This is a genomic window from Bradyrhizobium sp. CCGUVB23 (assembly GCF_024199885.1).
Taxonomy (GTDB): Bacteria; Pseudomonadota; Alphaproteobacteria; order Rhizobiales; family Xanthobacteraceae; genus Bradyrhizobium.
Map to the genome: position 1 here is coordinate 5644078 of NZ_JANADQ010000001.1, position 26477 is coordinate 5670554.

The 26477-nt window shown below is 64.6% G+C and carries 20 protein-coding genes and 1 tRNA gene; 14 read left to right on the plus strand and 7 right to left on the minus strand.

The annotated features are described in order from the left end of the window. Nucleotides 1-126: 126 nt before the first annotated feature. Nucleotides 127-978, minus strand: coding sequence for an MBL fold metallo-hydrolase (locus NLN62_RS25975; protein ID WP_254110692.1), 852 nt, complete (start codon nucleotides 976-978; stop codon nucleotides 127-129). Nucleotides 979-1088: 110 nt separating this feature from the next. Between NLN62_RS25975 and NLN62_RS25980 the strand changes: the two genes are divergently transcribed. Next, nucleotides 1089-1565 carry a DUF3775 domain-containing protein gene (locus tag NLN62_RS25980; protein WP_027522191.1) on the plus strand — a complete coding sequence of 159 codons (477 nt, stop codon included), beginning with the start codon at nucleotides 1089-1091 and terminating at the stop codon, nucleotides 1563-1565. A gap of 161 nt (nucleotides 1566-1726) precedes the next feature. On the opposite strand, the gene NLN62_RS25985 is transcribed toward NLN62_RS25980, so the two are convergent. Next, nucleotides 1727-2509, minus strand: coding sequence for an SDR family oxidoreductase (locus tag NLN62_RS25985; protein WP_254110693.1), 783 nt, complete (start codon nucleotides 2507-2509; stop codon nucleotides 1727-1729). Nucleotides 2510-2631: 122 nt separating this feature from the next. Next, nucleotides 2632-3144 (minus strand): CvpA family protein, encoded by a 513-nt coding sequence (locus NLN62_RS25990; RefSeq protein ID WP_254110694.1) that lies wholly within the window; start codon nucleotides 3142-3144, stop codon nucleotides 2632-2634. A gap of 109 nt (nucleotides 3145-3253) precedes the next feature. Here NLN62_RS25990 and NLN62_RS25995 point away from each other — a divergent pair, with 109 nt between their 5' ends. Then, nucleotides 3254-4015: an SDR family oxidoreductase gene (locus tag NLN62_RS25995; RefSeq protein ID WP_254110695.1), complete on the plus strand. Its 762-nt coding sequence runs from the start codon at nucleotides 3254-3256 to the stop codon at nucleotides 4013-4015. 173 nt (nucleotides 4016-4188) lie between these two features. On the opposite strand, the gene NLN62_RS26000 is transcribed toward NLN62_RS25995, so the two are convergent. Next, nucleotides 4189-5787 (minus strand): GMC family oxidoreductase, encoded by a 1599-nt coding sequence (locus NLN62_RS26000; RefSeq protein ID WP_254110697.1) that lies wholly within the window; start codon nucleotides 5785-5787, stop codon nucleotides 4189-4191. Between the two features lie 543 nt (nucleotides 5788-6330). On the opposite strand from NLN62_RS26000, the gene NLN62_RS26005 reads away from it, so the two are divergent. After that, nucleotides 6331-6407, plus strand: a tRNA-Met gene (locus NLN62_RS26005). 95 nt (nucleotides 6408-6502) lie between these two features. Here the strand turns inward: NLN62_RS26005 and NLN62_RS26010 are convergent. Then, nucleotides 6503-7609: an NAD(P)/FAD-dependent oxidoreductase gene (locus NLN62_RS26010; protein ID WP_254110698.1), complete on the minus strand. Its 1107-nt coding sequence runs from the start codon at nucleotides 7607-7609 to the stop codon at nucleotides 6503-6505. A gap of 6 nt (nucleotides 7610-7615) precedes the next feature. Beyond that, nucleotides 7616-9580: a CTQ-dependent glycine oxidase GoxA gene (gene goxA / locus NLN62_RS26015; RefSeq protein WP_254110700.1), complete on the minus strand. Its 1965-nt coding sequence runs from the start codon at nucleotides 9578-9580 to the stop codon at nucleotides 7616-7618. A 390-nt stretch (nucleotides 9581-9970) separates the two neighbouring features. Between goxA and NLN62_RS26020 the strand changes: the two genes are divergently transcribed. The 10 genes from NLN62_RS26020 to NLN62_RS26065 all read left to right on the plus strand — a co-directional run bounded on the left by NLN62_RS26020 (nucleotide 9971) and on the right by NLN62_RS26065 (nucleotide 24098). Continuing rightward, complete coding sequence (locus NLN62_RS26020) at nucleotides 9971-10336, plus strand: hypothetical protein (RefSeq protein ID WP_245287986.1); 366 nt, start codon at nucleotides 9971-9973, stop codon at nucleotides 10334-10336. Nucleotides 10337-10661: 325 nt separating this feature from the next. Then, nucleotides 10662-12740, plus strand: coding sequence for a glycosyl hydrolase 108 family protein (locus NLN62_RS26025; protein WP_254110702.1), 2079 nt, complete (start codon nucleotides 10662-10664; stop codon nucleotides 12738-12740). 72 nt (nucleotides 12741-12812) lie between these two features. Further along, nucleotides 12813-14360 (plus strand): glycoside hydrolase domain-containing protein, encoded by a 1548-nt coding sequence (locus NLN62_RS26030; RefSeq protein ID WP_254110704.1) that lies wholly within the window; start codon nucleotides 12813-12815, stop codon nucleotides 14358-14360. A gap of 143 nt (nucleotides 14361-14503) precedes the next feature. Then, nucleotides 14504-15472: an AraC family transcriptional regulator gene (locus tag NLN62_RS26035; protein ID WP_027522199.1), complete on the plus strand. Its 969-nt coding sequence runs from the start codon at nucleotides 14504-14506 to the stop codon at nucleotides 15470-15472. A 187-nt stretch (nucleotides 15473-15659) separates the two neighbouring features. Next, complete coding sequence (locus tag NLN62_RS26040; protein WP_254110706.1) at nucleotides 15660-18191, plus strand: autotransporter domain-containing protein; 2532 nt, start codon at nucleotides 15660-15662, stop codon at nucleotides 18189-18191. Between the two features lie 258 nt (nucleotides 18192-18449). After that, nucleotides 18450-19202 carry a hypothetical protein gene (locus NLN62_RS26045; RefSeq protein WP_254110708.1) on the plus strand — a complete coding sequence of 251 codons (753 nt, stop codon included), beginning with the start codon at nucleotides 18450-18452 and terminating at the stop codon, nucleotides 19200-19202. Beyond that, a complete protein-coding gene (locus tag NLN62_RS26050) occupies nucleotides 19117-20805 on the plus strand; it encodes an autotransporter outer membrane beta-barrel domain-containing protein (RefSeq protein WP_254110710.1) in 1689 nt (562 codons plus the stop codon). Before NLN62_RS26045 ends, NLN62_RS26050 begins: the two co-directional genes overlap by 86 nt. Before the next feature lie 43 nt (nucleotides 20806-20848). After that, nucleotides 20849-21163: an autotransporter domain-containing protein gene (locus tag NLN62_RS26055; protein WP_254110712.1), complete on the plus strand. Its 315-nt coding sequence runs from the start codon at nucleotides 20849-20851 to the stop codon at nucleotides 21161-21163. 101 nt (nucleotides 21164-21264) lie between these two features. Further along, the gene (locus tag NLN62_RS26060; protein ID WP_254110714.1) at nucleotides 21265-23757 is read left to right on the plus strand and encodes an autotransporter domain-containing protein; all 2493 of its coding nucleotides are present in this window, start codon (nucleotides 21265-21267) and stop codon (nucleotides 23755-23757) included. A 113-nt stretch (nucleotides 23758-23870) separates the two neighbouring features. After that, nucleotides 23871-24098: a hypothetical protein gene (locus tag NLN62_RS26065; protein WP_027522204.1), complete on the plus strand. Its 228-nt coding sequence runs from the start codon at nucleotides 23871-23873 to the stop codon at nucleotides 24096-24098. A 42-nt stretch (nucleotides 24099-24140) separates the two neighbouring features. Here NLN62_RS26065 and NLN62_RS26070 read toward each other — a convergent pair whose 3' ends face one another. Beyond that, a complete protein-coding gene (locus NLN62_RS26070; RefSeq protein WP_254110716.1) occupies nucleotides 24141-25124 on the minus strand; it encodes an AraC family transcriptional regulator in 984 nt (327 codons plus the stop codon). Nucleotides 25125-25463: 339 nt separating this feature from the next. Here NLN62_RS26070 and NLN62_RS26075 point away from each other — a divergent pair, with 339 nt between their 5' ends. Further along, complete coding sequence (locus tag NLN62_RS26075; RefSeq protein ID WP_254110718.1) at nucleotides 25464-26447, plus strand: AraC family transcriptional regulator; 984 nt, start codon at nucleotides 25464-25466, stop codon at nucleotides 26445-26447. Nucleotides 26448-26477 lie beyond the last annotated feature (30 nt).

Genomic DNA, 26477 nt, shown 5'->3' on the forward strand with positions numbered 1-26477 from the left:
TCAATTCGGATGATCGCAGGGTGGGTTAGCGAAGCGTGACCCACCTCTTTCGCTTTGCGCTGAGGCAGACAATGGTGGGTTACGGCTAGCGGACTGCGCTTCGCGCAGCCGCGGGGCTAACCCACCCTACGATTGTAACGCCACGAACTTGAACGCGTCTCCGTCGCGCTTGATGTGTCCGCCGGAGAAATGCCCGCCGATCACCAGCGTCGCGGTATCGGCGAAACGCGAGAACAAATCGCGCCGCGTCCTGGCTGATTGTTGCGGGTCGGAATCCACCGTCGAACACCAGTCGAGATGCGCCATCTGGCAGGGGTGGTGGGCGGCATCGCCGGCGAGCAACGCCTGCTCGCCGCCGGAGCGGATCAGGACGCTCATGTGGCCCGGGCTGTGGCCGGGAGTCGGGATCATGCTGATCTCCTCGCACAGCCGGTGGTCGCTCGGGATCAGCTCAGCAAGGCCGGCGTCCACGATGGGTTTCACGGAATCGGTGAACACGGCCGCCTTGTCCGGTTCGGTCGAGTGGTCGCGCCAATACTCGTATTCCGTTCTGCCGAAAACGTAGCCGGCGTTCGGGAAACTCGGCACCCATTGGCCGCCATCGAGCCTCGTGTTCCAGCCGACATGATCGACATGGAGATGCGTGCACAGCACCGTATCGATGCTATCTGGCGCAAAGCCCGCCGTCGTCATCATCTCCAGAAACGGCGTGTTGCGGTTGTTCCAGGTCGGGACGTTGCGGCCCTGCTTGTCGTTGCCGAGGCCGGTGTCGACGACGATGCGGCGCGACGGCGTCTCTACCACCAGCGAATGGATCGACATCTTCAGCCGGCCCTGCTCGGTGGCGAAATGCGGGATCAGCCAGGGCAGTTTTCGGATTTCCTCATTGCTTGCCAGCGGCAGGATGAAGCGCGTCGAGCCGACCGTCTCCATTTCCACGAATTTGGTGATCCTGACCTGGCCTACCGTCCACTGCATCCGGCGCGTCCTCTTGTTCTGGTTGGAGCGGACATTGCGGGTTTCCGCCAGCCGCCGCAATGGATCATCCGCTGTGATGCGGCGTTATCGGGGGAACCCAGGAGGGAGCCATGCCGGAGCTAGCGATTTCCGCCGAGAAAGTCGCCTTCTTGATCGAGAAGGCGCGCGAGTACGACGTCAAGGAGACCGACTCCGATCCGGACTCGGGGTCAAATCCAACGGATGACGATGCGATCGACGTGCTGCAGGACAACGGCTCCGATCCGGTCGGCCGCGAGATTACAAGCTTCATTGCCGCCCTGAACGAGGACGAGCAGATCGATCTCGTCGCGTTGATGTGGCTCGGGCGTGGCGATGGTGGACCGGACGATTGGGAGGATCTACGTGCCCGTGCCGTCGAGGCGCGCACCGAGTATCAAAATCCCCGGCGAGAAACCGCACACTATCTCTTGGGTGAGCCGATGCTGGGCGATCTGCTCGCCGATGGCCTCGACGCGTTCGGCGTCGACTGGACCGACGAGCGCTCGAGCGCGGATTCGTCAGGCTTCAGCGAGCGCGACGAGGACGAGCCGACGAAGCGGCGGTGATCGAAGTCCCTTCTCCCCTTGTGGGAGAAGGTGGCGCGAAGCGCCGGATGAGGGGTTGTCTCCGCGAACTCACATGATGCAGTCTGACTCGTGGAGAGAGACCCCTCACCCGCCTCGCTTCGCGAGGCACCCTCTCCCACAAGGGGAGAGGGCAAGAGAGCCTACATCGTCCCGGGGAACGCACCGCCGTCGAGCAAGATGTTCTGCCCGGTGATGAAGCCGGCCTTGGCGCCGCATAGGAAGGCGCAGGCGTAGCCGAACTCGCCGGGATCGCCGAAGCGGCCGGCGGGATTGAGCTTTGCGCGCTCGGCCAGAAGCTGCTCCGGCGTGATGCCGCGCTTGTCGGCTTCGGCCTTCGCCGTGCCGCGCAGGCGATCGGTCTCGAAGGGGCCCGGCAGCAGGGCGTTGATGGTGACGTTGTTGATCACCGTCTTGCGCGAGAGGCCGGCGACGAAGCCGGTAAGGCCGGCGCGTGCGCCGTTGGAGAGGCCCAGGATCTCGATCGGCGCCTTCACGGCGGCCGAAGTGATGTTGACGATGCGGCCGAACTTGCGCGCCATCATGCCGTCGACCGTCGCCTTGATCAGCTCGATCGGGGTCAGCATGTTGGCATCGATCGCCTTGATCCAGTCGTCGCGGGTCCAGTTGCGGAAATCGCCGGGCGGCGGGCCGCCGGCATTGTTGATCAGGATGTCCGGATCGGGGCAGGCCTTCAGCACGGCCTCGCGCCCGGCCGGCGTCGTGATGTCGCCGACGATCTCGGTGACGGTGACGGCCGGATTGGCCTTCCGGATCTCCTCGGCCGTTGCCTTCAGCGCGTCAGCGCCGCGCGCGGTCAGCGTGACATGCACGCCCTCGTTGGCGAGCGCCATGGCGCAGGCGCGCCCGAGGCCCTTGCTCGATGCGCAGACGATGGCGCGGCGACCTTTGATCCCAAGATCCACTGTTTCACTCCGTAATGTCAGGCAGGTTTGGAGGCGCCACTTTAGCCAACCTCACTCCCGTTGATAAGGTACGGGCTGTTGCCAAAATGCATGGCGCGCCCGCGGAAGAAGGTCTCGCCGCGTCAGATGGGCCGCTCCCTCTTGATGCGATCGATGGCGGCCGCGGCTTCAGGCGGCAGGGACTTGAATCCCATCTGTCCGGCAGCGGAGAACAGCGGGCGCAATTGCGAGCCGACGAGGAACGGCGGCTGCCGGTTGGCAGGCACTAATTGATCGAAGACCAGGACCAGCGTTGTCGCGACGAGGCCGACCCGCACGGCTCCGAGCGCTGCGCCGCCTATGCGGTCTCCGAGCCCGGCTTCGCCGACTGCATCGTCCAGCGCGGCGCGGCCGAGATGTCCAAGCGCCATGCCGGTTGCGACGAAAACGCCGAAGAACAACACCCAGCCCTGAAGCAGAGGCGAAGCGCTCTCACCGACCACGTGGGGTGCGATGAGCGACACCATCCAGATGGAGATCGGTGCAGCCAGGAGATAGGCCAGGATGGTCATCGCACTGCGCAGCAGACCGGTCCTGAAGCCGAATCCTATCGCCACAGCCAGCGCTGCATAGACTGCGAGATCGAAACTGTTCATGAACTGCGCCCTGCCTGCATGGAACGAGTGAACGGCAAACCCATCATTCCGGTTTCAGATCACTAAAATCGTCTGTATCTATGCGGGGGGCACACCCTGGAACCTTGCTATGTCAGACGTATTCGACGTCAGTAAAGAAACCATCCTTATTACCGGCGCGAGCCAGGGCCTGGGGCGCCAGTTTGCGCGCGTGCTCGCCGCGCACGGCGCCGCCGTCGTGCTCGCCGCGCGCCAGACGAACAAGCTCAAGGCGCTCGAAGCGGAGATTCGCGGCAAGGGCGGCCGCGCTGCGGCGATCGCGCTCGATGTCACCGATACGGGGTCGATCGCCAAATCGGTCGATGCCGCGGAGGCGGCGCTCGGTCCCATCACCGTGCTGATCAACAATGCGGGGATCGCGATCGAGAAGCTCGCGACCGAGCAGACGGAAGCGGACTGGGATGCCGTGGTCGGCGCCAATCTCAAGGGCGCCTATTTCCTTAGCATCGAGCTGGCGCGACGAATGATCGCACGCAAGCAGTCAGGCAATATCGTCAACATCGCCTCCGTGCTCGGCACCGGCGTGTTGAAAGCGGTCTCGCCTTACGCCATCTCCAAGGCCGGCTTGATCCAGGCGACGAGAGCGATGGCGCTGGAGCTTGCGGGGCAAAACATCCGCGTCAACGCGCTGGCGCCGGGCTATATCGACACCGAGATGAACCACGATTTCTGGTCGACGCCGGCAGGCGAGCGCCTGGCCAAGCGCATCCCCCAGCGCCGCGTCGGCGCCGAGTCCGATCTCGACGGAGCGATCCTGCTGCTGGCCTCAAAGGCCTCGCGCTACATGACGGGCAGCGTGGTGACGGTGGACGGCGGGTTTCTGCTGAGTTGATTCTTCTTCGCCTCCCTTCACCCGGATTGCATCGAAGATGCAATCCGGGTGAAGGGGAACCTCCGCGAGCCGTCTGTTGTTGTGATCGCGGAAGCAGCCCCTCACCCCAACCCTCCCAGCGCGAGCGAAGCTCGTCGCGCCCCCGTAAGAACGGGGAGAGGGAGAGCAGTTCGTCACCGCATCTCCGCCCTGATCATATCCGCGGCCTTCTCGCCGATCATGATGGTCGGTGCGTTGGTGTTGCCGCCGATCAGCGTCGGCATGATCGAGGCGTCGACGACGCGCAGGGCCTCGAGGCCATGCAGCCTGAGCTTTGGATCGACCACGGCGAGCGGATCGGTGCCCATCTTGCAGGTGCCGACGGGGTGATAAACTGTGTCCACGCGGGCGCGCAGAATGTTGCGGATGTCGTCGTCGGTGCGCACGTCGGCGGTGAAGACATCCTTCTGCTGGAGCGCGCGCAGCGCCGGCGCCTCCATCAGGCGCCGCGTGGTCTTGAAGCCCGCGACCATGCTCTCGAGATCTTCTTCCTCGCCGAGAAAATTCGGATCGATCAGCGGGGCCTGCTTCGCATCACTGCTTGCGAGCGACACGCTGCCGCGGCTCTTCGGCCTGAGCAGGCAGACATGGCAGGAGAAACCGGTGCCGCCGTGGCGCTTGCGGCCGTGGTCGTCGACCATGGCCATGCCGAAATGCAGCTGGATGTCGGGGATGTCGAGATCGGGCCGCGTCTTCAGGAAGCCGCCGCATTCGGCGAAGTTGGAGGTGAGGGGACCGCGCCGCTCCTTGCGATATTGCAGGATGGCGCGGATCAGCCGCGGCATGCCCTTCAGCGAGATGCCGGCAAAATTCGGGTTGTCGGACATGTAGCCGAAGATGAAGTCAGGATGGTCCTGAAGGTTCTGGCCGACGCCCGGTAAATGATGCACGTTCGCGATGCCGTGCTCACGAAGCGCGGCTGCATCGCCGACGCCTGACAGCATGAGCAGGTGAGGCGACTGGAACGCTCCGGCAGCCAAAATCACCTCGCGTCGCGCGCGCAGCTGCTTCAGCTCCTTGCCCTGCCGATATTCGACGCCGACAGCACGCTTGCCCTCGAACAGGATCCGCATCGCATGCGCCCCTGTCTCGACGCGCAAATTCGCGCGCCGGTTCATGTGGGGATGAACATAGGCACGCGCCGCGCTCCAGCGCTCGCCGTTCTTCTGCGTCACCTGGTAGATGCCGAGGCCTTCATGATCGTCGGCGTTGAAATCCTCGCGGATGCGGAATTGCGCTTCCCGCGCGGCCTGCAAGAAGGTCTGCTGAACCGGATTGCCGGAGCGCAAGCGATTGACCGCGAGCGGGCCGCCCTTGCCGTGATACTCGCCGCCGAAATCGGCGTTGTCTTCCGAGCGTTTGAAATAGGGCAGCACGTCGGCATAGGCCCAGCCGGTGTTGCCGAGCGAGGCCCAGTGGTTGTAGTCCCAGCGGTGGCCGCGGATATAGACCATGGCGTTGATCGCGGAGGAGCCGCCGAGCCCCTTGCCGCGCGGCTGATAGCCGATGCGGCCGTTCAGCCCCTTCTGCGGCACGGTGTTGAAGGCCCAGTTGTTGACGGTGCCTGCCACCATCAGCACCAGCGCGCCGGGCGTGGTGACGACCCAGTTGTCGCAACGGCCGCCGGCATCGAGCAGCGCGACCGAGGTCTGCCCGTCCTCTGAGAGCCGTCCCGCCACCGCGCAGCCGCCTGAGCCCGCGCCCACGACGACGAAATCGAATGTGTCAGTCATTGTTGTTCCCCCTGCAGTTTTCTTTTTCTTGTCATTCCGGGGCGATGCGAAGCATCGAGCTATGATGCGAAATTGCGCATCTGAGAATCCATTCATCCGCGTCACGTGTTGCGAAATGGATTCCGGGCGCGCGCTACGCGTGCCCCGGAATGACGATGCGGGCCTCAGCTTGCTGAAGGCCCTAAAGCCCGATTCGCCCGACTGGCGCCGCTGCCGGAGGCGCCGACGACGCCCATCGGCTGGTTGACATGGCGTTTCCCCGTTATCTTGTTGCCACAGGCTGGCCCTTTGCGGAACTTATGGCAAGTGCTGGCTTTTTCGGCCCGTTACGGGTGCATTTGGCCTGTCATAAAGTCGAAAAAAACGTCCCGCCGGGCCTTTCCAAAGCGGACGGCGGTTGATACATAGCCCTCGCACCCGACGGGCTTTGCCTCGGGGTTGCCTTCCAAGGAAGCCTTTGGGACGCGAAAGCAAGCCACGCCACGCGCGCTGGTCCGCATTCACCGTCTCAGGTCGTCTTCGGGGGGCGTTGCAAAAGTTTAACGCGGGGTGGAGCAGCCCGGTAGCTCGTCAGGCTCATAACCTGAAGGTCATAGGTTCAAATCCTATCCCCGCAACCAAGTTCGGACTTTGCCGGTTCCGATGTGAAAATGGCCCGCTTGGAAAGCGGGCCATTTTTGTTTTGACCGACAGGCGGCTTGGAGCGTGCCGTTAGTTACGCCTCGAGGTCAGACGAGATGGTCTCAAGCGAAATGTCGTTGCGTCGCTGCCAGAAGGGCGCGTCGGGAAAGCGACGTTCGGATGCATACATTGCGCGCTGCGTGGCCAGGTAGGATGCGATCCCCTCCAGAAACTGTCGCTCGTAGCGCCGGGATGCCGTTGTGTCCCCCGCCAGCGCACCGGCTACACTCTCGGCAGCCTGAATGCCGCTCCACAGCGCGATAGCAAGGCCATTCGCTCCCAGCGGATCGAGCGCAGTCGCGGCATCGCCCGCCCGGACAATGCGATGGTCGATCATCCCTGACATGGTGGTGGTGCTCGCCGGCGCGAACTTGAGCTGCGCGCACGCAGCCACGTCGATCCCCAGGCTCGTCACGCGTGCCGAGATCGCATGAGTGTGCGAAACCATGTCGGCCCACAAGGTCATGTCCTTGCGCAGGCCCGCCGGGAGCAAGTCCGAATCCGTAAAGAAGCAGAGCAGGATGCGGCCACCTGGCAGCATGGACATGTACCACCATCCCGCCGCCACAGCCTCGACAAGCGTCGCCGGCACGGCTTCGACATCTTGCTCGAGCTCGAAAATGCCATAGCAGGCCACGAGCTTGTCCAGACGGCGAAGCGGCGCTTCGCCCCCGGATGTGACCGAGGCGCGGCCGGAGCAATCGATCACGAACTCGGCTTCGATCGAGGAGCCATCGGCAAGATCGACAACGACGTGGTCCGGCGCCCGCGAGAGCCGTCGGGCCCCGGCGCATTGCCGCACGAGGCCGTCGGCGTCGAGTGTCCGGGCCATGCGGGTCTCTAACCGCTGCCGGTCGATATGCCAGCCCGACGCTCCCTCCTGGTGAAACGCATCCCGCCGCAACGTGGCGCTGCCCCACACCGAATAGCGCCCCTGAGAGGCGATCGCAGTCTCCGCGTCGAGCAAGCCAAGCCAGCCGAGACTCTCGAGATGGGGAGAGGCGCGAAATGAAAGCGTTTCGCCGCGATTGGCGACGTCATGACCGGGCGCAATGAGAAGCGGACGGCATCCCCGCCTGAGCAGGGTGCGGGCACAGGCCATCCCTGCCATTCCCGCGCCCAGGATCGCGACCTGGTGCATGCGCGCCTAGGTGCGGTCTTTGATCGCGGAAAGATCCAGTGTGCCGCGCTGCACTTCGACGAAGACGTCCTTGGGAATGCCCGGGACGTCCTTCGGTCCGGCGCGGCGCACGACGACACCCATTTGCGTCCATAGCGCGATCATTCGCCGCAATCCGTCGGTGTAGCTGGCCTCGACATGCAGGCCTGTGCCGGCCGCACCGCGCGACCAGGCAACCCGCGCGTGATAGAAGCGCAGCCGCTCTTCCGCCGAGAGGTCCGCGCGCATCATCTGCTTGTAGAAACCTTCCGGCAGGACGTCGACCGGAAGCAGCGCAGGCCACCACACCGGTGTCGGGAAACCGTCGGCCGTCAGCACGGACTGGCAGCTGAATGCATCGCCCTGCCAGGGAACGCCCATCCATCGCGTGAGATCGCCCGGCGCCTGCGGCCCCACCGGTGCGCCATCGTTCTTCCGATCGGGATGACCGGCGAAGACATTCTGCGGGTTGAGCTGCAATCCGACATCCTGCACGAGGCTCTTCCGCGTCGAGATCGCGATGCGGAAGGGGAGCGGAGTTTCCGTCGTGGACCGATACAGCGCGGCATGGCGGATCGGCCATGTGATCTCGACGCCCGGATGGAATGCACCACCCGAGCAGGCATCCAATGCCGCACGCGTGAGCGCCTCCGGCCGGAGCGACAATGGCATGTCGTCGAGCTTCTCGACCGCGTTGGCGGCCGCGTCGTTGAGGTCGTCGGTGAACTCGCCTTTGGCCCAGCGGATCAGGATCTGGTACTGGGTCGGCGTCAGCGTGAGCCAGCCGGTCGGGCTTCCCGGGAAGTTGACGCCATCCCCGAGCATCGGAGGCAGCGCGTCGGAGCGCCGGTCTTCGCCGCCGGGCTTGCGGAAGGCGGCCAGAACCTTTTCGCGCGCGGGACGCGCTTTCTCCGCGGGGTCCGCAAGCGACTGGACGACGGCGGGATCGGACAGGTCGTCGAGATCGGTCCAGGCCTTGCTGAGATAGGATGCCTGTACGATCCATTGCATCATGCCGGCGCGCCGCAGGATCGGAAGCACGTCCCGGCGGAACGACACCGCAGCGGACAGTGGCTTCAGGTGTCCGGACGCGATCATCGCTTCCCGTGCCGCGTCGTAGAGGCTGACGATCGGCTCGATCTGCGGCGCGAATTTCGGACCGCAGCAGACCACCCAGGCCGGCTCGCAGGCCATGTCCGTGCCGCCGAGGCGGACGCTGGCCTTCACCCAGCCGTCACACCAGTCGTCATGCCACCCGTCATTGTTGGTGAAGTCGCGCACCGGATTCTGCGGCAGGGCAGAATTGGAGATGCCGTCGGCAGGAAAAACCAAGAGCCGCCCGGCCTCGTCGGTGCGCAGATGACCGAGCGTCACCGGCATCGTCTTCCAGAACTTACCCGCCATGCGATAGGCCGCGTCACGGCCGTCGGCGTTCTTCGAAGCACCGTCGATCCGGACGGGACCGGCGTCGATCACCAGCATTTCTTCGCGGTGGGCCGGCTCGATGGCGGCATTGCGCAACGCGCCGGGAATGCCCGGCGCATTGTCGCCGCCGTCCATTGCGTTCGAATAGCCGTACCAGGCCGCCTTGCTGTTCGCCACATAAACGGTCCATCGCAGGCCGTCAGCCTCGCCGAGCTCGCGCACGACGCGTCCCTGATCGTCATAGCCGTACACGCGAAAGCGCTGGACCTGCTTCTTGATGCGGCTCGGTCCCTGCTTGAATCCGCCCGCAGGCTCGTTCATCAGGCCCGGCACTTCAGGCGCGAGGAACCATTCATCGCCATTGCCGACGCGCGAAAAGCCGATCGCCGGGAAAATCGCCGCGCGCACGATGGCTGTTCCGGCAGGCGCCTGCGCCTGCGCCAGCGCCGGCAACACGGCCGCCCTGAAAAGCGCAGGCGCTGCAAAACCGACGGCGGATGCGCTGATCAGGAAGTCACGGCGTTTCATGAGCGAATGTCTCCGGTTGATGACCCACGAAGATTCATGGAGCGATCACTAGGTAGAAATCTTTAACGCGTGGTTGTCTCGCGTTGCAGCTCTCCAAAGAAGCAACCTTGGGTGCCTTCCGTCGCGCACCAGAGCTTTCTTGTTGCCGAATGTTGCTGGCGGCCCCGCCCGCCAAGAGCAGTCACCTATCGGACATCTTTAGGACACTCATTTTTTGGAGTACCCAGCCGTATCGAAAACCAATGGCGCAGGGAGTACGGAGCGTTGGTACGAATTGGCTGTTACAGGCGGCAGATAGGAGCGGCGGTCCTTGGCTGTCTGCTGCTGGCATCGTCGCATGCGAGCGCAACAATCGATGGTCTTGCCGGGACCTGGTCCGGGAACGGTTCCATGAAGCTCTCGGAAGGGGGCCGCGAACGAATTCGCTGCAAGGCAAGCTACGTGGTCAAGAAGCCCGAAAAATCCATGAACTTCGAGCTGAAATGCGCGAGCGATGCCTACAAGATGCTGCTGTCCGCCCAGATTGAGCAGGACGGCTCCACGATTTCGGGCAACTGGTTTGAAAGCGAGTATCGCCAGGGCGGCAAGATCACCGGGAAGAGCTCGGATGGACTTGTCGAAGCAAGGATCGAAGGCAACACCGTCGCCGCTTTCGTGACCATTCGAACCAAGGCCAACCATCAGTCCTTCGCGCTGGAATCGCCGGGCGCCTGGGCCTCCGAAGTTTCCGTCGAGCTGGACCGGGTCAGCAACTGAACTGGGAGCCGTCGCGCGCCCGCTGCTCCCGGTGTTGATCGCGGGATGCCTTACCCCACCACCTGCGCCTCGCGTCCCCCTGTGCGGGGAACGTGCACGACCCCGCACGCCGTCGCCCCGGACGTTTTGCCGCAAGTGATCCAGTTCACACCTGCTGTGACGGTCCTTGCTGTACCCTAAGGTTGCATTTGTAGAACGCCCATTTCGAGCAAGGCCTTAAGTCGCACGGGCTGGATTGCCCACGCGGCGCGCAGTTTTTTAAACGAGCGCATCCCCTGTCTCGGGTCCGTGCCGTGGCTGACGAGCAGGCGATGGAGGGGGCAGCATGAGCGAATCGACCGCCCAGCAGCGCGTAAACTGGAAGACCTTCGAGTGCAACCAGCACGCGATGGTCCGCATCTCCTTCGGTCCCGACGAGATCCTCGTCGCGCCCCCGACGGCTGACGCCTGGCAGGCGCTGGCGATGGTGCTAGCGGCCAATGGCTACAACATCAGGACGACCGATACCGACAGCTACAATTGCCGCGCCATTACCGGCGGCAGCGAGAAAAGCCTGCACGCCTACGGCATTGCACTCGACGTCAACTGGACGACGAACCCGTACAAGGAGACCTCGGACCAGCGCAAGGTCCGCTTTTCCGACCAACCGACGCAGGATCTGCGCGCCCAGGACGTCAAGCGAAACCTTGCCGACACCGACATGACCCAGGCCATGATCGACGATGTGCTTGCGATCAGGACGGTCAACAAGAAGCGGGTGTTCGAGTGGGGCGGCAACTGGATCAACATCAAGGACACCATGCATTTCGAGATCGACGTGAAACCCGACGATCTCGCGACGGGCATCGACTGGAGCTCCGTGAAGGGGCTAGTCAATGGCCGGCCGGTGCCAGGACGGCTGATGGAAACGCGCGGCGGCGGGACGCCCCTGCAAGGCGACATCGCACTCGGAAACTTCGAGAAGGTGCACGCCCTGATCGAGAAATGGGAGGGCGGCTACACCAATCATCCGCGCGATCCCGGCGGGCCGACCAACATGGGCATTACGCAGAAGGACCTGTCGGCCTGGCGGCACGCGCCGGTCACCGCCGATGACGTGCGAAACCTCACGCGGGACGAAGCGCTGCAGATCTTCCGCGCCAACTACTGGACGCCGGTGCATGGCGACGAGATCCCGCTGCCGGCCGCCCAGGTCGTCTACAACACGGCCGTGCTGAGCGGGACGACGCGCGGCATCCGTTTGCTGCAGCAGACGCTGGCCCGTGGGCAGAATGGGCTCGCTCTGGACGGACACATGAATTCGCCCACCATAGATGCCTGCCTTGCCGCCGATCAGAAAATGCTCGTCGAGGACTATTGCTCGGCTTACGAATCCTATCTGCGCAGCCTTCCCATCTTCGACACGTTCGGCCGCGGCTGGCTCAACCGGCTCACTGAGATCCGGCAGACCGCGCTCGGATGGGCGGAAGCGCCAGAGGTCGGTCTGGACGTCGTGCCGCAGCGGGAGCTGCAGACGACGCCCGTCCTGGGAGCAACCGAACTCAGGTTCGGCGACAAGGGCGCGCTGGTCGAGGGCCTGCAGCGCAAGCTGACGGAGCTTGGCTATCCGCTGGGCGAGATCGACGGCCAGTTCGGCACGTTGACGCGCGAGGCGCTGCTGGCGTTCCAGGCCGACAACAACGTTTCTCCGACCGGCGTCCTCGATCCTGCCACCCAGGTCGCGTTCGCCCGGCCGCAGCCGCGACCGCTGTCGCGCGATCGCCTCTCAGCGACATCAGACGATCTGCGGACGAGCGGCTCGCAGACGATCAAGGCCGCTGATAACACCAAGATCGCCGCCTGGATCTCCTCGATCCTCGGCGCGCTCGGCATCGGCAACAGCGCCGCGGTCCAGGTGATCAACAACAACGTTGCGACGCCCCCGGCGCCTAATCTTTCCCAATTCCTGGCGGAAGTGCAGAAGCTGTTGACGTCACCGCAGCTGCGTGCCGATCCGGCGAACACCCAGCAGGTGCTCGATGCCGCCAAGCAGCTGCAGAATTTCAACGTCAAGCAGCTGCTGTCGCCTGAAAATATCCAGATCCTCGACAATCTCCGCGGGCTGATCCCCGCCAATGTTATCAGCTCAAATCCGGCACTCGCCAATTTCTTTCAGATCGTCGACGGCGCGCGCGGGTTCACCCAGTTCCATACCATCTTCGACGCCTTGCCCGGGATGTTCGCCAACGACTCGACGCTTCAGCTCCTGTCGAAGGGACTGTCGGCCGTGGCGGGCAGCGTGATCCCGGGCTTCGGCGGATCGCTGGCGACGCTCGCGATTGGCCTTGCCGCCAACTACTTCAGCAATCGCGTCATTGAGGCCCGCACGCGCGACCACGTCACGGGCGCCAACACGAACCGATGACCATGAACGACACTCACCCAGACCCTCATGTGTCGGCCGTAACGGCCAATCCGTCCAACTCGGGGGCGAGCCATGATCATTGACACCAACATGCGGACAACTCCGCGTCTGGCGAGCCTCAGGCAGAGCGGCGTCGATACCATCATCCGCTATTATTGCCGCAACACGCGGCAGGCCGAAAAACGGCTGACGCCCGACGAAGCCGCCGCCATCATTCGTGCGGGGCTGAGGCTTGCCGTCGTCTACCAGGGCGCCGGCGATTCCGCAGCATCGTTCTCGCAGGATGCGGGTGCCCAGGACGGCGCCTACGCGCGCGATTATGCGGCGAACGTCATAAGTCAACCCTCCGGTTCAGCGATTTACTTCGCCGTTGACTATGACGCCTCCGACGCGGACATCCGCACGCGCATCGTTCCGTATTTTCGTGCGGTTCGGCAGGCCCTGACGGGCGGGGCGGGCGGCGCCAGCTATCAGGTCGGGGTCTATGGCAGCGGCGCAGTGTGCCAGGCGTTGCTGCAGGCCGGACTGGTGTCGTTCACCTGGGTCGCCCAGTCGGGCGGTTTCAACGGCACCGCCGCCTCCCTGCGCTCCGGGCAATGGAATCTGCGTCAGCGCCTGCCTTCGACGCTATGCGGCCTGAGCGTCGACCAGAATGACTCCAATCCGCAAAGGCCGCAGTTCGGGGCGTTCGATCATCTCACGGCGGGCGCGCCAGCATTCGAAACCACCGGCGTGGCGGGCAATTACGCACCGCTGTCATCGATCAGCGCGACGTTCGTGCAGCAGCAACTGCAGCGTCTCAACTACCCACCGGGTGCGATCGACGGCGACTACGGGCCGCTGACGCGCGCGGCGCTGCTCGCGTTCCAGGCCGACAACAATCTGCCGCTGACAGGAGTGGCGGATGCTGCGACCGCCGCTGCATTCGAGACCGCGCGTCCGCGTGCGCTCGATCCCGCGCGCGTGCGGGCGACGGCCGACGATCTGCGCGAGATGGGCTCTCAGACCGTCAAGCAGGCGGACCATACCAAGACAGCAGGGTGGATCGCGTCGATCCTCGGTGTGCTCGGCATCGGCAACAGCGGCATCGTCGAGATGGCGAATTCGGCAGGCGCGCCGGTTACGCCCGCGCCAACCGGACAATTGCCGCAAGGCTTGTTCAAGTTTCTGGGCGACCTGCAGGTATTCCTGTCGTCGGGACAGCCGGCCGACAAGCTCGAGCCGATCAAGGAAGGCCTCCGCCAGCTACAAGCCGTCGACCTGAAGAACCTGATCACCCCGGAAAACGCCAATGTGCTGCAGCAGCTGAAGGTGCTGATTCCGCCGGACGTGCTCACGAAGAACCCTGACCTCACCAAGGTCCTCCAGCTGGCCGACGTCGCGCGCCAGGCCAGGCCGCAATTGCAGACGGTGTTCGACATGCTGCCCAGCTTCTTCACCGATGGCACCGCCTTGCAGGTCCTGGCGAAGGGCGCGGCCGTGGCTGCATCGTCGATGATTCCCGGTTTTGGCGGCAGCCTCGCCGCGCTCGGCATCGGCCTTGCCGCCAACTATTTCGGCAACAAGATCATCCAGGCTCGCGTCGCGGATCACCAGACCGGCGCCAACAGGAGGCTGTAGCGGTGGTCGCGGGACGCGACACCGCGACAACACGCTCTCCGGAGACGATTTTGTCTTGAGTCCGCACCGGAGTTCCGTCGAGTCCGAGCCGGGCCGTTCACTCGCTCTTATGATGCCGCGCATCGAGGGAGCGAGGAGAACGTTTGTCGCATCTTAAGTTTTCGACCGATGCCTTCGCCGACAACGACAAGATCGAGGCGTGGCGCGAGGTGTTCGGCCGCTCGGTCGTCAAGATGGAGATGGACCCGGCGCGGGGCGAGCCCTTCCGCAGCGAAGCGCAAATTCATGCCCTGCCCGGTGTCACCATGGCTTCGATCAGCAGCTCCGCCAATCGGGTGATGCGCACGCCGAGCCTGGTTGCGGACGGCAGCGACGATTTCGTCTTTGCCCTGATGACCCATGGCGAGGCGACGATCAGCCAGCGTGGGCGCGAGGTGGTTTTTCGCAAGGGCGAAGCGGTGCTCTGGTCCAATGCTTCGGTTGGAAGCTGCGACTACGCGATGCCGATCGATTTCGTGGCGCTCGTCGTTCCGCGCGTGCTGATCCCTGTTGCCGATGTCGACGACGCCTTGATGCGCCCGTTGCCGGCGGATCTGGCGCCGATGCGTCTTCTCCGTAACTATCTCGCGCTTCTACAGGAAGGGCACCTTGAGGCCTCGACACCGCACCTCAGGGCGGCGTGCGCTACTCATTTGCAGGATCTGGTTGGGTTGGCGGTAGGCGCGACGCGCGAAGCGGCAGATATCGCCAGCGGACGCGGCGTTCGCGCGGCGCGCCTCAAGGCGCTCAAAGCGGATATCACCGCGAATATCATGCAGCGCGACCTCTCCGCGGAAACGCTCGCTCTGCGGCATGGCATTTCGCCGGCCTACATCCGCAAGCTGTTCGACAATGACGGCACCAGCCTCAGCCATTTCGTTCTGATGCAACGGCTGAGCCGCGCCTATCGCATGCTGGTCGATCCCACCTTCGTCGATCGGCAGATCAGCGTCATCGCCTTCGAATGCGGCTTCGGCGACCTGTCCTATTTCAACCGATCCTTTCGCCGCTACTACGGCGCGACGCCGTCGGACATCCGAACGCGGCCGGCGCGCAACGGCTTCGTCCCTTGACGCCCCAGTCCGTGTGGTCGTTCCGCAACACACGCCGCGAACCCGGCGATGTGTAGCGCGCAAGCCTAGTCGTTGTTCGATCCGGTCCAAGCCCGCCTGCGTGTTGCCGACTATCGTTCTTGCGGAACACCAATTCGCCGGATTCGCCAAACGCTTCCACCAACAAGTTCGCCCGAGAGTCTGCATAATGATCAACTTCGCTTGCGCCAAATCCATTCGACCCGACGGCCTCCGTGGCGTGTTGCCGGCATTCGCCGCCACGGTACGACTCGGGCGCGTCCCGACGTTCGCCGCTCCGTTCCTGTTATCGGCGGCCGCAATGGTCGCGATCCCCGCAAGGCCGGCGTTCGCCGCCTGCGTGCAGTCGGGCAGCACCGTGAGCTGTGACGGCGCGAGCACCACCGGCTTCGGTACCGGCGTTGAAAACAACCTGACCGTGACGGTCCAGTCGAACGCCTCGATCACGATCGGCCCGGCGCAGCCCGCGATCAACGTCGCCGACGGCAACACCGTGCTCAACAGCGGGAGCATCACGATCGGCGACTTCAGCGCGGGCATGCAGGGCGTAAGCAACAACACCTTCACCAATGCCGGCACGATAACGATTGGCTCCACCTCGTGGGGGATGGTCGGGTTCACCGACAACAACGTCCTCACCAATACCGGCACGATCACCTCCACGGGGGTCAACACCATCGGCATCTACGCTGCAGGCACCGGCAACACGGTGAGCAATTCCGGCGCCATCACCCTGACCGGCGCTCTCTCGACCGGCATCTGGGCCAGCGATATCAATACCATCCTGAACTCCGGCACCATCACGGTCGGCGGCAGCAACGGCGCCCACAGTGCCGGTGTCATCCTGACGATGAACAACAATTTTACCAACACCGGCTCGATCACGGCCGCAGGGACGAGCAGCACAGGTGTCTTGGTTGCGGGTGACGGGAACAGCGTGACCAACAGCGGGACGATCGTCGCAACCGGCACCCACGGCTTCGGGGTCCGCATTGACGGCAACGGCAATACGCTCGTCAACACCGGCACCATCAAGGGGGGCTCGAATGGCCATTCGCTGTTCTCCCCCGGGACCACCGGCAACGTCATCACCAACAACGGCACACTCGACGGCGCCATGTTCTTCCTGGGCGCCGGCACCAGCAACAGCTTGACCAACAACGGGCTGATCACCATCACCGATGCGGCGATGGTGCTTGGGCAAGGCAACATCGCGTTCGGCGGCGCGTTCACGCAGACGGCGCAGGGCACGCTGGCGCTCCGCGTCGACAATGCGGGCAACAGCGATGGCCTGCTTGCCAATTCCGCCCAGCTCGGCGGCACCTTGCGTGCGGTGTTGCAGCCCGGCCTGTATGGCTCGTCGACCACCTATACGAACGTCGTGCAGAGCGGCACTTCGGTTGCTGGGCAATTTTCGAGCGTCATCTCGTCCTCGGCCTTCTTCACGGCGGCTGCGACCTACAGCACCAACTCCGTCGACCTGACCCTGACGCGTCAGGGGTTCGGCGCGGTTGCGGGTGAAACGGCCAACCAGCGTGCGGTCGGCAATGCGCTCGAGGCCGGCTATTCGCCGTCGCTCACGGGCGCCACCGCGACGTTCTATTCGCAGCTCCTCCAGGCCGGCTCGGTCCGCGTGCTCGACCAGCTTTCGGGCGAGGGCACCAGCGGCACCCAGAACACCGCCTTTGCCGCCGGCAGCATGTTCGGCCGGACCATGGACGACCAGATGGACGCGTGGCGCACCGGTCATCGCGGCGAGGCCGCAGGCAGCGGCGCGCTCGGCTACGCCTCGGAGCGGCCGGTCACCTCGGTCTTCAACGCGCTGAAGGCGCCGCCGCTGGTCGAGCCGCAATGGCACGCCTGGGCGTCGGGCTTCGGCGCCGGTCAGTCGCTGTCGGGCGATGCGGCGGTCGGCAGCGCAAGCTTCAGCGACCGCGTCGCGGGCGGCTCGATCGGCGTCGATCATCTCCTCAATCCGGACCTGCTGGTCGGCATCGCCGCCGGCGGCTCCAGTGCGACCTTCAGCGTCGACGATCGTGCCACCTCGGGCAGGCTCGATGGCGCCCATGTCGGCGGCTATGCGATGCAGCGGTTCGGCGCTGCTTACGTCTCGGCGCAACTCGCCTACAGCCACTTCAACAACTCCACCACGCGCACCATCACCGGCATCGGCGCGGACGAGATCGCCAAGGGATCGTTCGGCAGCGACCAACTCGGCGGGCGCCTGGAGATCGGCCGCACCTATGATTTCAGTCAGGTGTCAGTGACGCCGTTCGCGGCCGTGCAGGCCGCGCGGCTGTGGCAGGCGGCCTATACCGAAACCAGCACCGCCGGGACCGCGCCGGGCGTCCTCGGATTGAGCTACACCTCGCGCTTCGTCTCCTCGCTGCCGGTGTTCCTCGGCACCAAGTTCGACGGCCGCTTCAATGTCGGCAACGGCATGATGTGGATGCCGTTCGCCAACGTGGCCTGGGTGCACGAATTCTCGCCGACCCGCGACGTCACGGCATCGTTGATCACGTTGCAGGCCCCGGCGTTCACCGTCGAAGGCGCGCGCGCGGCGTCCGACGCCGGTCGGATCGAACTCGGCTCCCGCCTGGCCTTGAACCACTCGACGGAATTGTCGGGACGTTTCACCGGCGAGTTCTCCAGGGTCGGCCAGAGCTATGCCGGCATGGGCGCGCTCAAGGTGAGCTGGTGAGCATGGAGAGACGGGTACTCGGCGTCGCCTGTGGCGGCCAGTTCGCGAGAAGCGCGACCGACCAGAGCGTGAAGGGCACGTTTGCGGTGAGGTTCTGATGAGGATCGGTGAGGGCAACCACCGGCGATGCGGCCTCCACCAATCCAAACGACGAATTTGCTCCCGGGACGACTGTGCGCGCTCCGGCCAATTTTGCCATCCGACGGCTGCTTCGGCCGCAAGACTTGGGAATGACCGATGAGAACGAGAAACGACGCGATGCAGATCAAGACGGTGTACCTGACGAAGCCGAACTCCGGGCAGTGGGCTGGGCGATCTTTGACGCTAGCCGCTTCTTTTTCTCTCACGGTGGCCGCTGCGGTCACAATCTCGACCGGCCCAGTCGCAGCCGCCTGCGTGCAGTCCGGCAGCACCGTGAGCTGTGACGGCGCGAGCACCACCGGCTTCGGTACCGGCGTTGAAAACAACCTGACCGTGACGGTCCAGTCGAACGCCTCGATCACGGTCGGCCCGGCGCAGCCCGCGATCTACGTCGCCGACGGCAACACCGTGCTCAACAGCGGCAGCATCACGAGCGTGGGCTTCACGGGCATGGAGGGCCTCAACAACAACACCTTCACCAACGCCGGCACGATAGCGATAGGCTCCAACTCATGGGCGATGGCCGCGTTAGGCACCAACAACGTCTTCACCAATACCGGTACGATCACCTCCACGGGGGTCAGCGCCATCGGCATCGGACGGCATCAGGGCCACCAACACCGATACTATCGTGAACTCCGGCACTATCACGGTCGGAGGCAGCAACGGCGCCAACAGTATCGGGCTCTTCTTGGCGTCGAACAACAACCTTACCAACACCGGCTCGATCACGGCCGCCGGGATGAGCAGCATAGGTGTCCTAGTTGGGGCCAGCGGCAATACCGTGACCAACAGCGGCGCCATCAAGGGGGGCTCGAACGGCTATTCGCTGTTCTCCCCCGGGTCCATCGGCAACGTCGTCACCAATAACGGCACGCTCGACGGCGCCATTTTCTTCCTGGGCCCCGGCACCAGCAACAGCTTGACCAACAACGGGCTGATCACCATCACCGATGCGGCGACGGCGCTTGGGCAAGGCAACATCCTCTTCGGCGGCGCGTTCACGCAGACGGCGCAGGGCACGCTGGCGCTCCGCGTCGACAGTGCGGGCAACAGCGACGGTCTGCTTGCCAATTCCGCCCAGCTCGGCGGCACCTTGCGTGCGGTGGTGCAGGCGGGGCTCTACCAGACGACGACGACCTATGCCGGCGTCGTGCAGAGCTCAGGCCCCGTGACCGGGCAGTTCGCGAGCGTCACCGCATCGTCGGTCTTCTTCACCGCCGCCGCGACCTACAACGCCAGCTCCGTCGACCTGACCCTGACGCGTCAGGGATTCGGCGCGGTGGCCGGCGAAACCGCGAACCAGCGCGCGGTCGGCAACGCGCTCGAGGCCGGCTATTCGCTGTCGCTCACGGGCGCCGCCGCGACGCTCTATTCGCAGCTCCTCCCTGCCGGTTCGTTGGGCGTGCTCGACAAGCTCTCGGGTGAGGGCACCAGCGGCACCCAGAACACTGCCTTTGCCGCCGGCAGCATGTTCGGCCAGACCATGGACGTCCAGATGGACGCGTGGCGCACCGGCCACCGCGGCGACGTTACGGGCGCCGGTGCGCTCGGCTACGCCGCGGAATCGCCGACGACCTCGGCCTTCAACGCGCTGAAGGCGCCGCCGCTTGCTCAGCCGCAATGGAATGCCTGGGCGTCTGGCTTCGGCGCCGGCCAGTCGCTCTCGGGCAATGCGACGGTTGGCAGTGCAGGCTTCAGCGACCGCGTCGCGGGTGGCTCCATCGGGGTCGATCATCTCCTCAATCCCGACCTGCTGGTCGGCATCGCCGCCGGCGGCTCGAGTGCGACCTTCAGCGTCGATGATCGTGCCACCTCGGGCAGGCTCGACGGCGCCCATGTCGGCGCCTATGCGATGCAGCGCTTCGGCGCGACTTACGTCTCGGCGCAGCTCGCCTACAGCCACTTCAACAACGCCACCACGCGCACCATCACCGGCATCGGGGCTGATGAGACCGCCAAGGGCTCGTTCGGCAGTGATCAGCTCGGCGGGCGGCTCGAGATCGGGCGCACCTACGACTTCACGCCCGTCTCGGTGACGCCATATGCGGCGATTCAGGCCGCGCAACTTTGGCAGGCTGCCTACACCGAAACCAGCGTCACCGGCACCGGCCCCGGCGTGCTTGGCCTGAGCTACGCCTCGCGCACTGTCTCCTCGCTGCCGGTGTTCCTCGGCACCAAGTTCGACGGCCGCTTCAATGTCGGCAACGGCATGATGTGGATGCCATTCGCAAAGGTAGCCTGGGTGCACGAATTCTCTCCGACCCGCGACGTCACGGCATCGTTGATCACCTTGCAGGCCCCGGCGTTCACTGTCGAAGGCGCGCGCGCGGCATCCGATGCTGGCCGGGTCGAAGTCGGCTCGCGCCTCGCCCTCAACCACTGGTCGGAACTGTCCGCACGTTTCACCGGCGAGTTTTCGAGCGCAGGCCAGAGCTACGCCGGCATGGGCGCGCTCAAGGTGAGCTGGTGAGCATGGAGAGACGGGTACGCAACTGCAGCGATAGGGGGTGGTCGTGTTGTTTCCTACTGAACGAGAGCTCGAATTTCTCACCAGCCTGAAAAGGAGTTGGCGGAGTCTATATCGGGAGGAGTGCGCACGTATCACCGCGTGCGGGACGCTGGGCTGGCGCCACGCTACGCCGCTGTCGACCGTCGCCTTCCAAGGCGGCTCCGACTTCAACGTTGCCGGCGTGCCGATCGCGCGCGAAGCCGCGCTCGTCGAAGCCGGGCTCGATCTCGCCATCACCCCGACCGCGACGTTCGGGGGCGCCTTCGCGGGGAGAGCGACCGGCCAGAGCGTCAAGGGCACATTTGCGATCAGGTTCTGATTCGGATCGGTGAGGGCGTCAATCAGGACCGTTTGCTGGCGACGGCCGCTTCGGCGGCGAGTGGGGGGAAATTGATGAAATCGAGAAGTGACGCGGCGCGGATGAAGACTGAGCAACTGCCGGCATTCATCGCCAAAGCGCGATCTGAGCGCGTCCCAACGCTCGCCTCTTTGTTGTTGCTGTCAGCAGCCGTAACGGTCGCGATCCCCGCAAGGCAGGCGGTCGCCGCCTGTGTGCAGTCGGGCAGCACCGTCACCTGTGATGGCGCGAGCAGCACCGGATTCGGCACGGGCACCGAGAACAGTCTGGCGCTGACAGTCCAGCCGACCGCCTCGATCACGGTGGGCAACGGACAGACGGCGATCAATCTCGGCAGCGGCAACACCGCGATCAACAGTGGCACCATCGCCGTTGGCGACGGTAGTCTCGGCATGCAGGGTTTAGACAACAACAACTTTACCAACACCGGTACGATGACGGTGGGTGCCGGCTCTACCGCCATGTTCGCGCTCGGAAATAACAACGCTCTTTCCAATACGGGGATGATCAACGCGACGGCGCAAGGCGCCACCGGTATCGGGGACGCCGGGAGTGGCAATACGATCACCAATTCCGGCACCATCACGCTCGCCGGAGTAGGATCATACGGCATTGTCACGAACGGCGGTGACATCATCCAGAATTCGGGTGTCATCACGGTAGGCAGCAACACCGGCTCCAACGCGACGGGGATCGCCCTGCAGACCGACGACACGCTCATCAATACGGGCACCATCACCGCGCTCGGCAAGGATGGACTCGGCGTCACCGTCTGGAACGTTGGTACGACGGTGACGAACAATGGCACGATCTATGCGTCCGGCACGAACGGAACCGCGGTGGATATTGAGGGCATCAACGATATCATCACCAACAACGGTACGATCAGGGGCGGTCGGAACGGCTATTCGCTGCTCTCCCTCGGCACGACCGGCGCCACCATCACCAATAACGGCACGCTGGACGGACAGCTTTTTCTCCTGGGCGGTGGTGGCGTCAGCCTGACCAATTCCGGGTTGATCACGATCAGCGACCCGGGAACGCCGCTCATACCGGCCATCTTCTACGTCGGCGGCACGTTTACCCAGACCGCACAGGGCACGCTGACGCTGCGCGTCGACAATGCAGGCCTTCGTGACGGGCTCTTGACCGACGGCCAGGTCAAGCTCGACGGCACCTTGCGTGCGGTGCTCCAGCCGGGGCTCTATCAGTCGTCGACCACCTACACCGACGTGGTCCAGACCATCACCTCGGTCACCGGCCAGTTTGCCAGCGTCACCTCGTCGTCGGTCTTCTTCACCGCAGCCGCGACCTACAACGCCGCCTCCGTCGACCTGACCCTGACCCGCCAGGCCTTCGGCGCGGTCGCGGGCGAGACCGCCAACCAGCGTGCGGTGGGCAATGCGCTCGAAGCCGGCTATTCGCCAGCACTGACGGGCGCGGCCGCGACGCTCTATTCACAACTGCTCCCGGCCGGCTCGGTGAGGGTGCTCGACCAGCTCTCGGGCGAGGGCACCAGCGGCACCCAGAACACCGCCTTCGCCGCCGGCTCCCTGTTCGGCCAGACCATGGACGGCCAGATGGACGCGTGGCGCACCGGTCATCGCGGCGAGGCCGCAGGTAGCGGCGCGCTCGGCTACGCCGCGGAACGGCCGGTGACCTCGGCGTTCAACGCGCTGAAGGCGCCGCCGCTTGCGCAGCCACAATGGAATGTCTGGGCGTCGGGCTTCGGCGCCGGCCGGTCGCTCACCGGCGACGCAACGGCTGGTATCGCGGGCTTTCGCGATCGCGCCGCGGGCGGTGCGGCTGGCGTCGATCATCTGTTTGGTCCCGACCGCCTGGTCGGCATCGCCGTCGGTGGCTCCAGCGCGACGTTCAACGTCGACGATCGCGCCACCTCCGGCCGGGTCGATGGCGCCCATGTCGGCGGCTATGCGATGCAGAAATTCGGCGCGACTTACGTCTCGGCACAACTCGCCTACAGCCATTTCAACAACGCCACCACGCGGACCATCACCGGCATTGGTGCCGACGAGATCGCCAAGGGCTCGTTCGGCAGCGACCAGCTCGGCGGACGGCTCGAGATCGGCCGCACCTATGACTTCAGCCGCGTGTCGGTCACGCCATTCGCAGCCGTGCAGGCCGCGCGTCTCTGGCAGGCGGCCTATACCGAAACCAGCACCGCCGGGACCGGAACGGGCGTCCTCGGCTTGAGTTACGCGTCGCACAACGTCTCCTCGCTGCCGGTCTTCCTCGGCACCAAGTTCGACGGCCGCTTCAACGTCGGCAACGGCATGGTCTGGATGCCGTTCGCAAACGTGGCCTGGGTGCACGAGTTCTCGCCGACCCGCGACGTCACGGCGTCGCTGATCGCGGTGCCGACCCCGGCGTTCACCGTTGAAGGTGCGCGCGCGGCGTCCGACGCCGGCCGGGTCGAAGTCGGCTCGCGCCTTCCCCTCAGCCACTGGTCCGAACTGTCCGCCCGCTTCACCGGCGAATTTGCGAAGGGCAGCCAGAGCTACGCCGGCACGGGATCGCTGAAAGTGAGCTGGTAAGCGGCGTCCGCGTCCGGGCACTCGTGGAGAGACGATGGCGCCTCTAGCGAGCGCCAAGTCTATCGCAGTGGTTGTGATGCTGGAGGCCCCCTTTCACAAGGGCAGGGGCCACCGTGTTTAGAACCTTTCGGATTGCTGCCGCGGCGCTCGCTTTCGCGGCGGTCGTCGGCAGCAATATTCTTGCGGAACTCATGAACAACTATCTCGCGTGCAGCCTCGGCCTTGTCGCCTCATTCATCGTCTGGCGACGAGTCGAGCTCAGCTTCATGAACCGCGCCCATCGCGAGATGGCCCGCCTCCACGGTGCCGACTGGAACGACAAGGACAGTGAGCGACTTTAAGGCCGGCACGCGCAGATCATCGCCGGCGCGGAGGCAACACCCTCAGGAGGTCTCTCGGCTGCGCCGCGTCTCGCCCCGTATTTCCGACGGGGACGCGCCGTAAGCGCGGCGGAAGGTTCGGTTGAAGTAGGAGAGATCGTTGAAGCCGGTATCGCGGGCGATGCTGCTGACCGGGCGATCGATGAAGCGGCGATCGGTCAGCATCCGATACGCTGCAGTTAGCCGATGGGTGAGGACGAATTCAGTGAATGTCGTTCCCTCGGTCTCGAACAGCTTGCGAACATAGACGGTGGAGATGCCGGTGTCGGCAGCCACCGTGCTCAGCGTCAAATCGCGCCGGCCGATGTCAGCGACGATCCGCTGCTTGATGCTTCGCAGCCGCGCGGCCGCCACTCCACGCGTCTGCGCCACCTCCGCGCCTTCTGTTCCGGCGCCCAGCATGAGCGCGCTGAGATCGATCAGGTGGAGCCCGACTGAGCGGCGCGCCTCCGGAGATGCAAGCGCAATATCCTCCCTGAGGATCCCGGCGTAGCCGAGAAACAATCTCAGCTGGGGGCTTGCTCGATCGATCGGCTTGCCTACGGCGTCGTCGAGATTCGGAACCAACGGTGCGATCAGGGATCGGCTGATCCGCAGGTGGACGATACTGGTCGCGGTATGGCCGATCCCGGTCCCGGCGAACCCGTTCGACGTCAGTGCAGCTTCTCCCGCTCGCAGTGTGGCCTCGTGACCGTTCTGCCGATAGGTGGCGACGCCGCTTTGGACGAACACGAGCACCGGATCGTCGTTGTCGATCATGCTCGCGGTATGGCGGCAGGTCATCGCAGACATCTGCGACGTTGTGATCGAGAGCCCCGGTAAGGCGCGCAGATTCATCTCCACGTCGAACGGCACCTCCTTCAGCGGGTCCATCTCCAGCTTCAGGACGTTGCGACCAAACAGCTCGCAAAAGGCTTCGGTGCGTTCGCGGTCGGCAAATGAGCGACTGGATATGGTGATCTGGTCGAATTCGGCGGCGCTGGCCAAGACGGCCTCCAGGTTACGCGAATACTGGCGCACCCTTGTCGCACGAAAGCCGGAGCATGTTCAAATGCCATGGAGATCGATTCTACCATCGCGGCTGCTCGCTGCGCACGGGGGGCAGCGTAGCTCGAGAGGCTAGGACTTAACGATACTCGACTGGGACCAAACGCTATTCGCCGTCTGCTTCGCAGCGGCCGGCGCGAACAAACCTGCGCTGCGCGCTGATTTCAATGGCAATTTCGAACCGGCCGCAACATAGTCGCGACCAATCGCCGCGCAGAATAATCGGGGCGGACATCCGCTGCGAGCGGCATTCGGTATTCATTCAACATCGAAATCCACATGCAGAACTGCGACACCAACGATCTCTCGATCATGGACTTCTCGACCGACGCGTTCCCGGAGCGCGACCGACAGGAGGCCTTTTGCGAGAGCGTCGCCCGTTCGCTGCTCAAGCTGGACGTCAGTCCGCTCCACGATCTGCCGCTCGCCGCGACCATGTCATTCCGTGCGCTGCCGGGGCTCGGCCTCTCGACAGGTCGGCTGTCGCCGATCCACTGCCGTCATCTGTCCGCTCAAACGGACAACGACGATTTCGTGCTGGTGGTGAGCTGGACAGGTGGGTGCAGCGTGCTGCAGGGGAATCAGGAAACGGAGCTCCACAACGGGCAGGCGACGTTGACGGCCAACGGTGTGCGTGGTGAAGTTTGGAGCGCGAGCTCAACAGCGTCCGATTATCTGAATTTGCGGCTGTCGCGCAGTTTGCTCGAACCCCGGCTTTCCGATTTCAGCACGGCCCTGGCGCGGCCGATCGGCGCGGATACCCCGGCCTTGCGCTTGTTGCTCGGATACTGCCGCATCCTGAACGACGAGAAGGCGCGCTTCACGGCGGAACTCGGTAGCGCGGTCGCCACGCATATTCACGACCTCGTCGCGCTGGCAGTCGGCGCGAGCCGGGACGGCACGGAAATCGCCCGGCGCGGTGTCGCAGCCGCGAGGCTGCATGCCGTCAAGGCCGACATTCGCGCGCATCTCGCCGATCCTAAGCTGTCGGTTGCGGTCGTAGCCGCCCGTCACCGCGTGACGCCGCGTTACATCCACCGGCTGTTCGAACTCGACGGCACGACGTTTTCCGAGTTCGCCCTGACGCTGCGGCTGACGCACGCCGACGGGATGTTGCGCGACGCTCGCTTTCTGGATCGCACGATCAGCACGATCGCCTTCGACTGCGGATTTAGCGACCTGTCCTACTTCAATCGGACCTTCAAGCGCTTCTACAGCGCCACGCCGTCGGACATTCGCCGAACGGTGCGGTGGACAGAGTGACGCCGGCACTTCAATCGACTTCCACACATT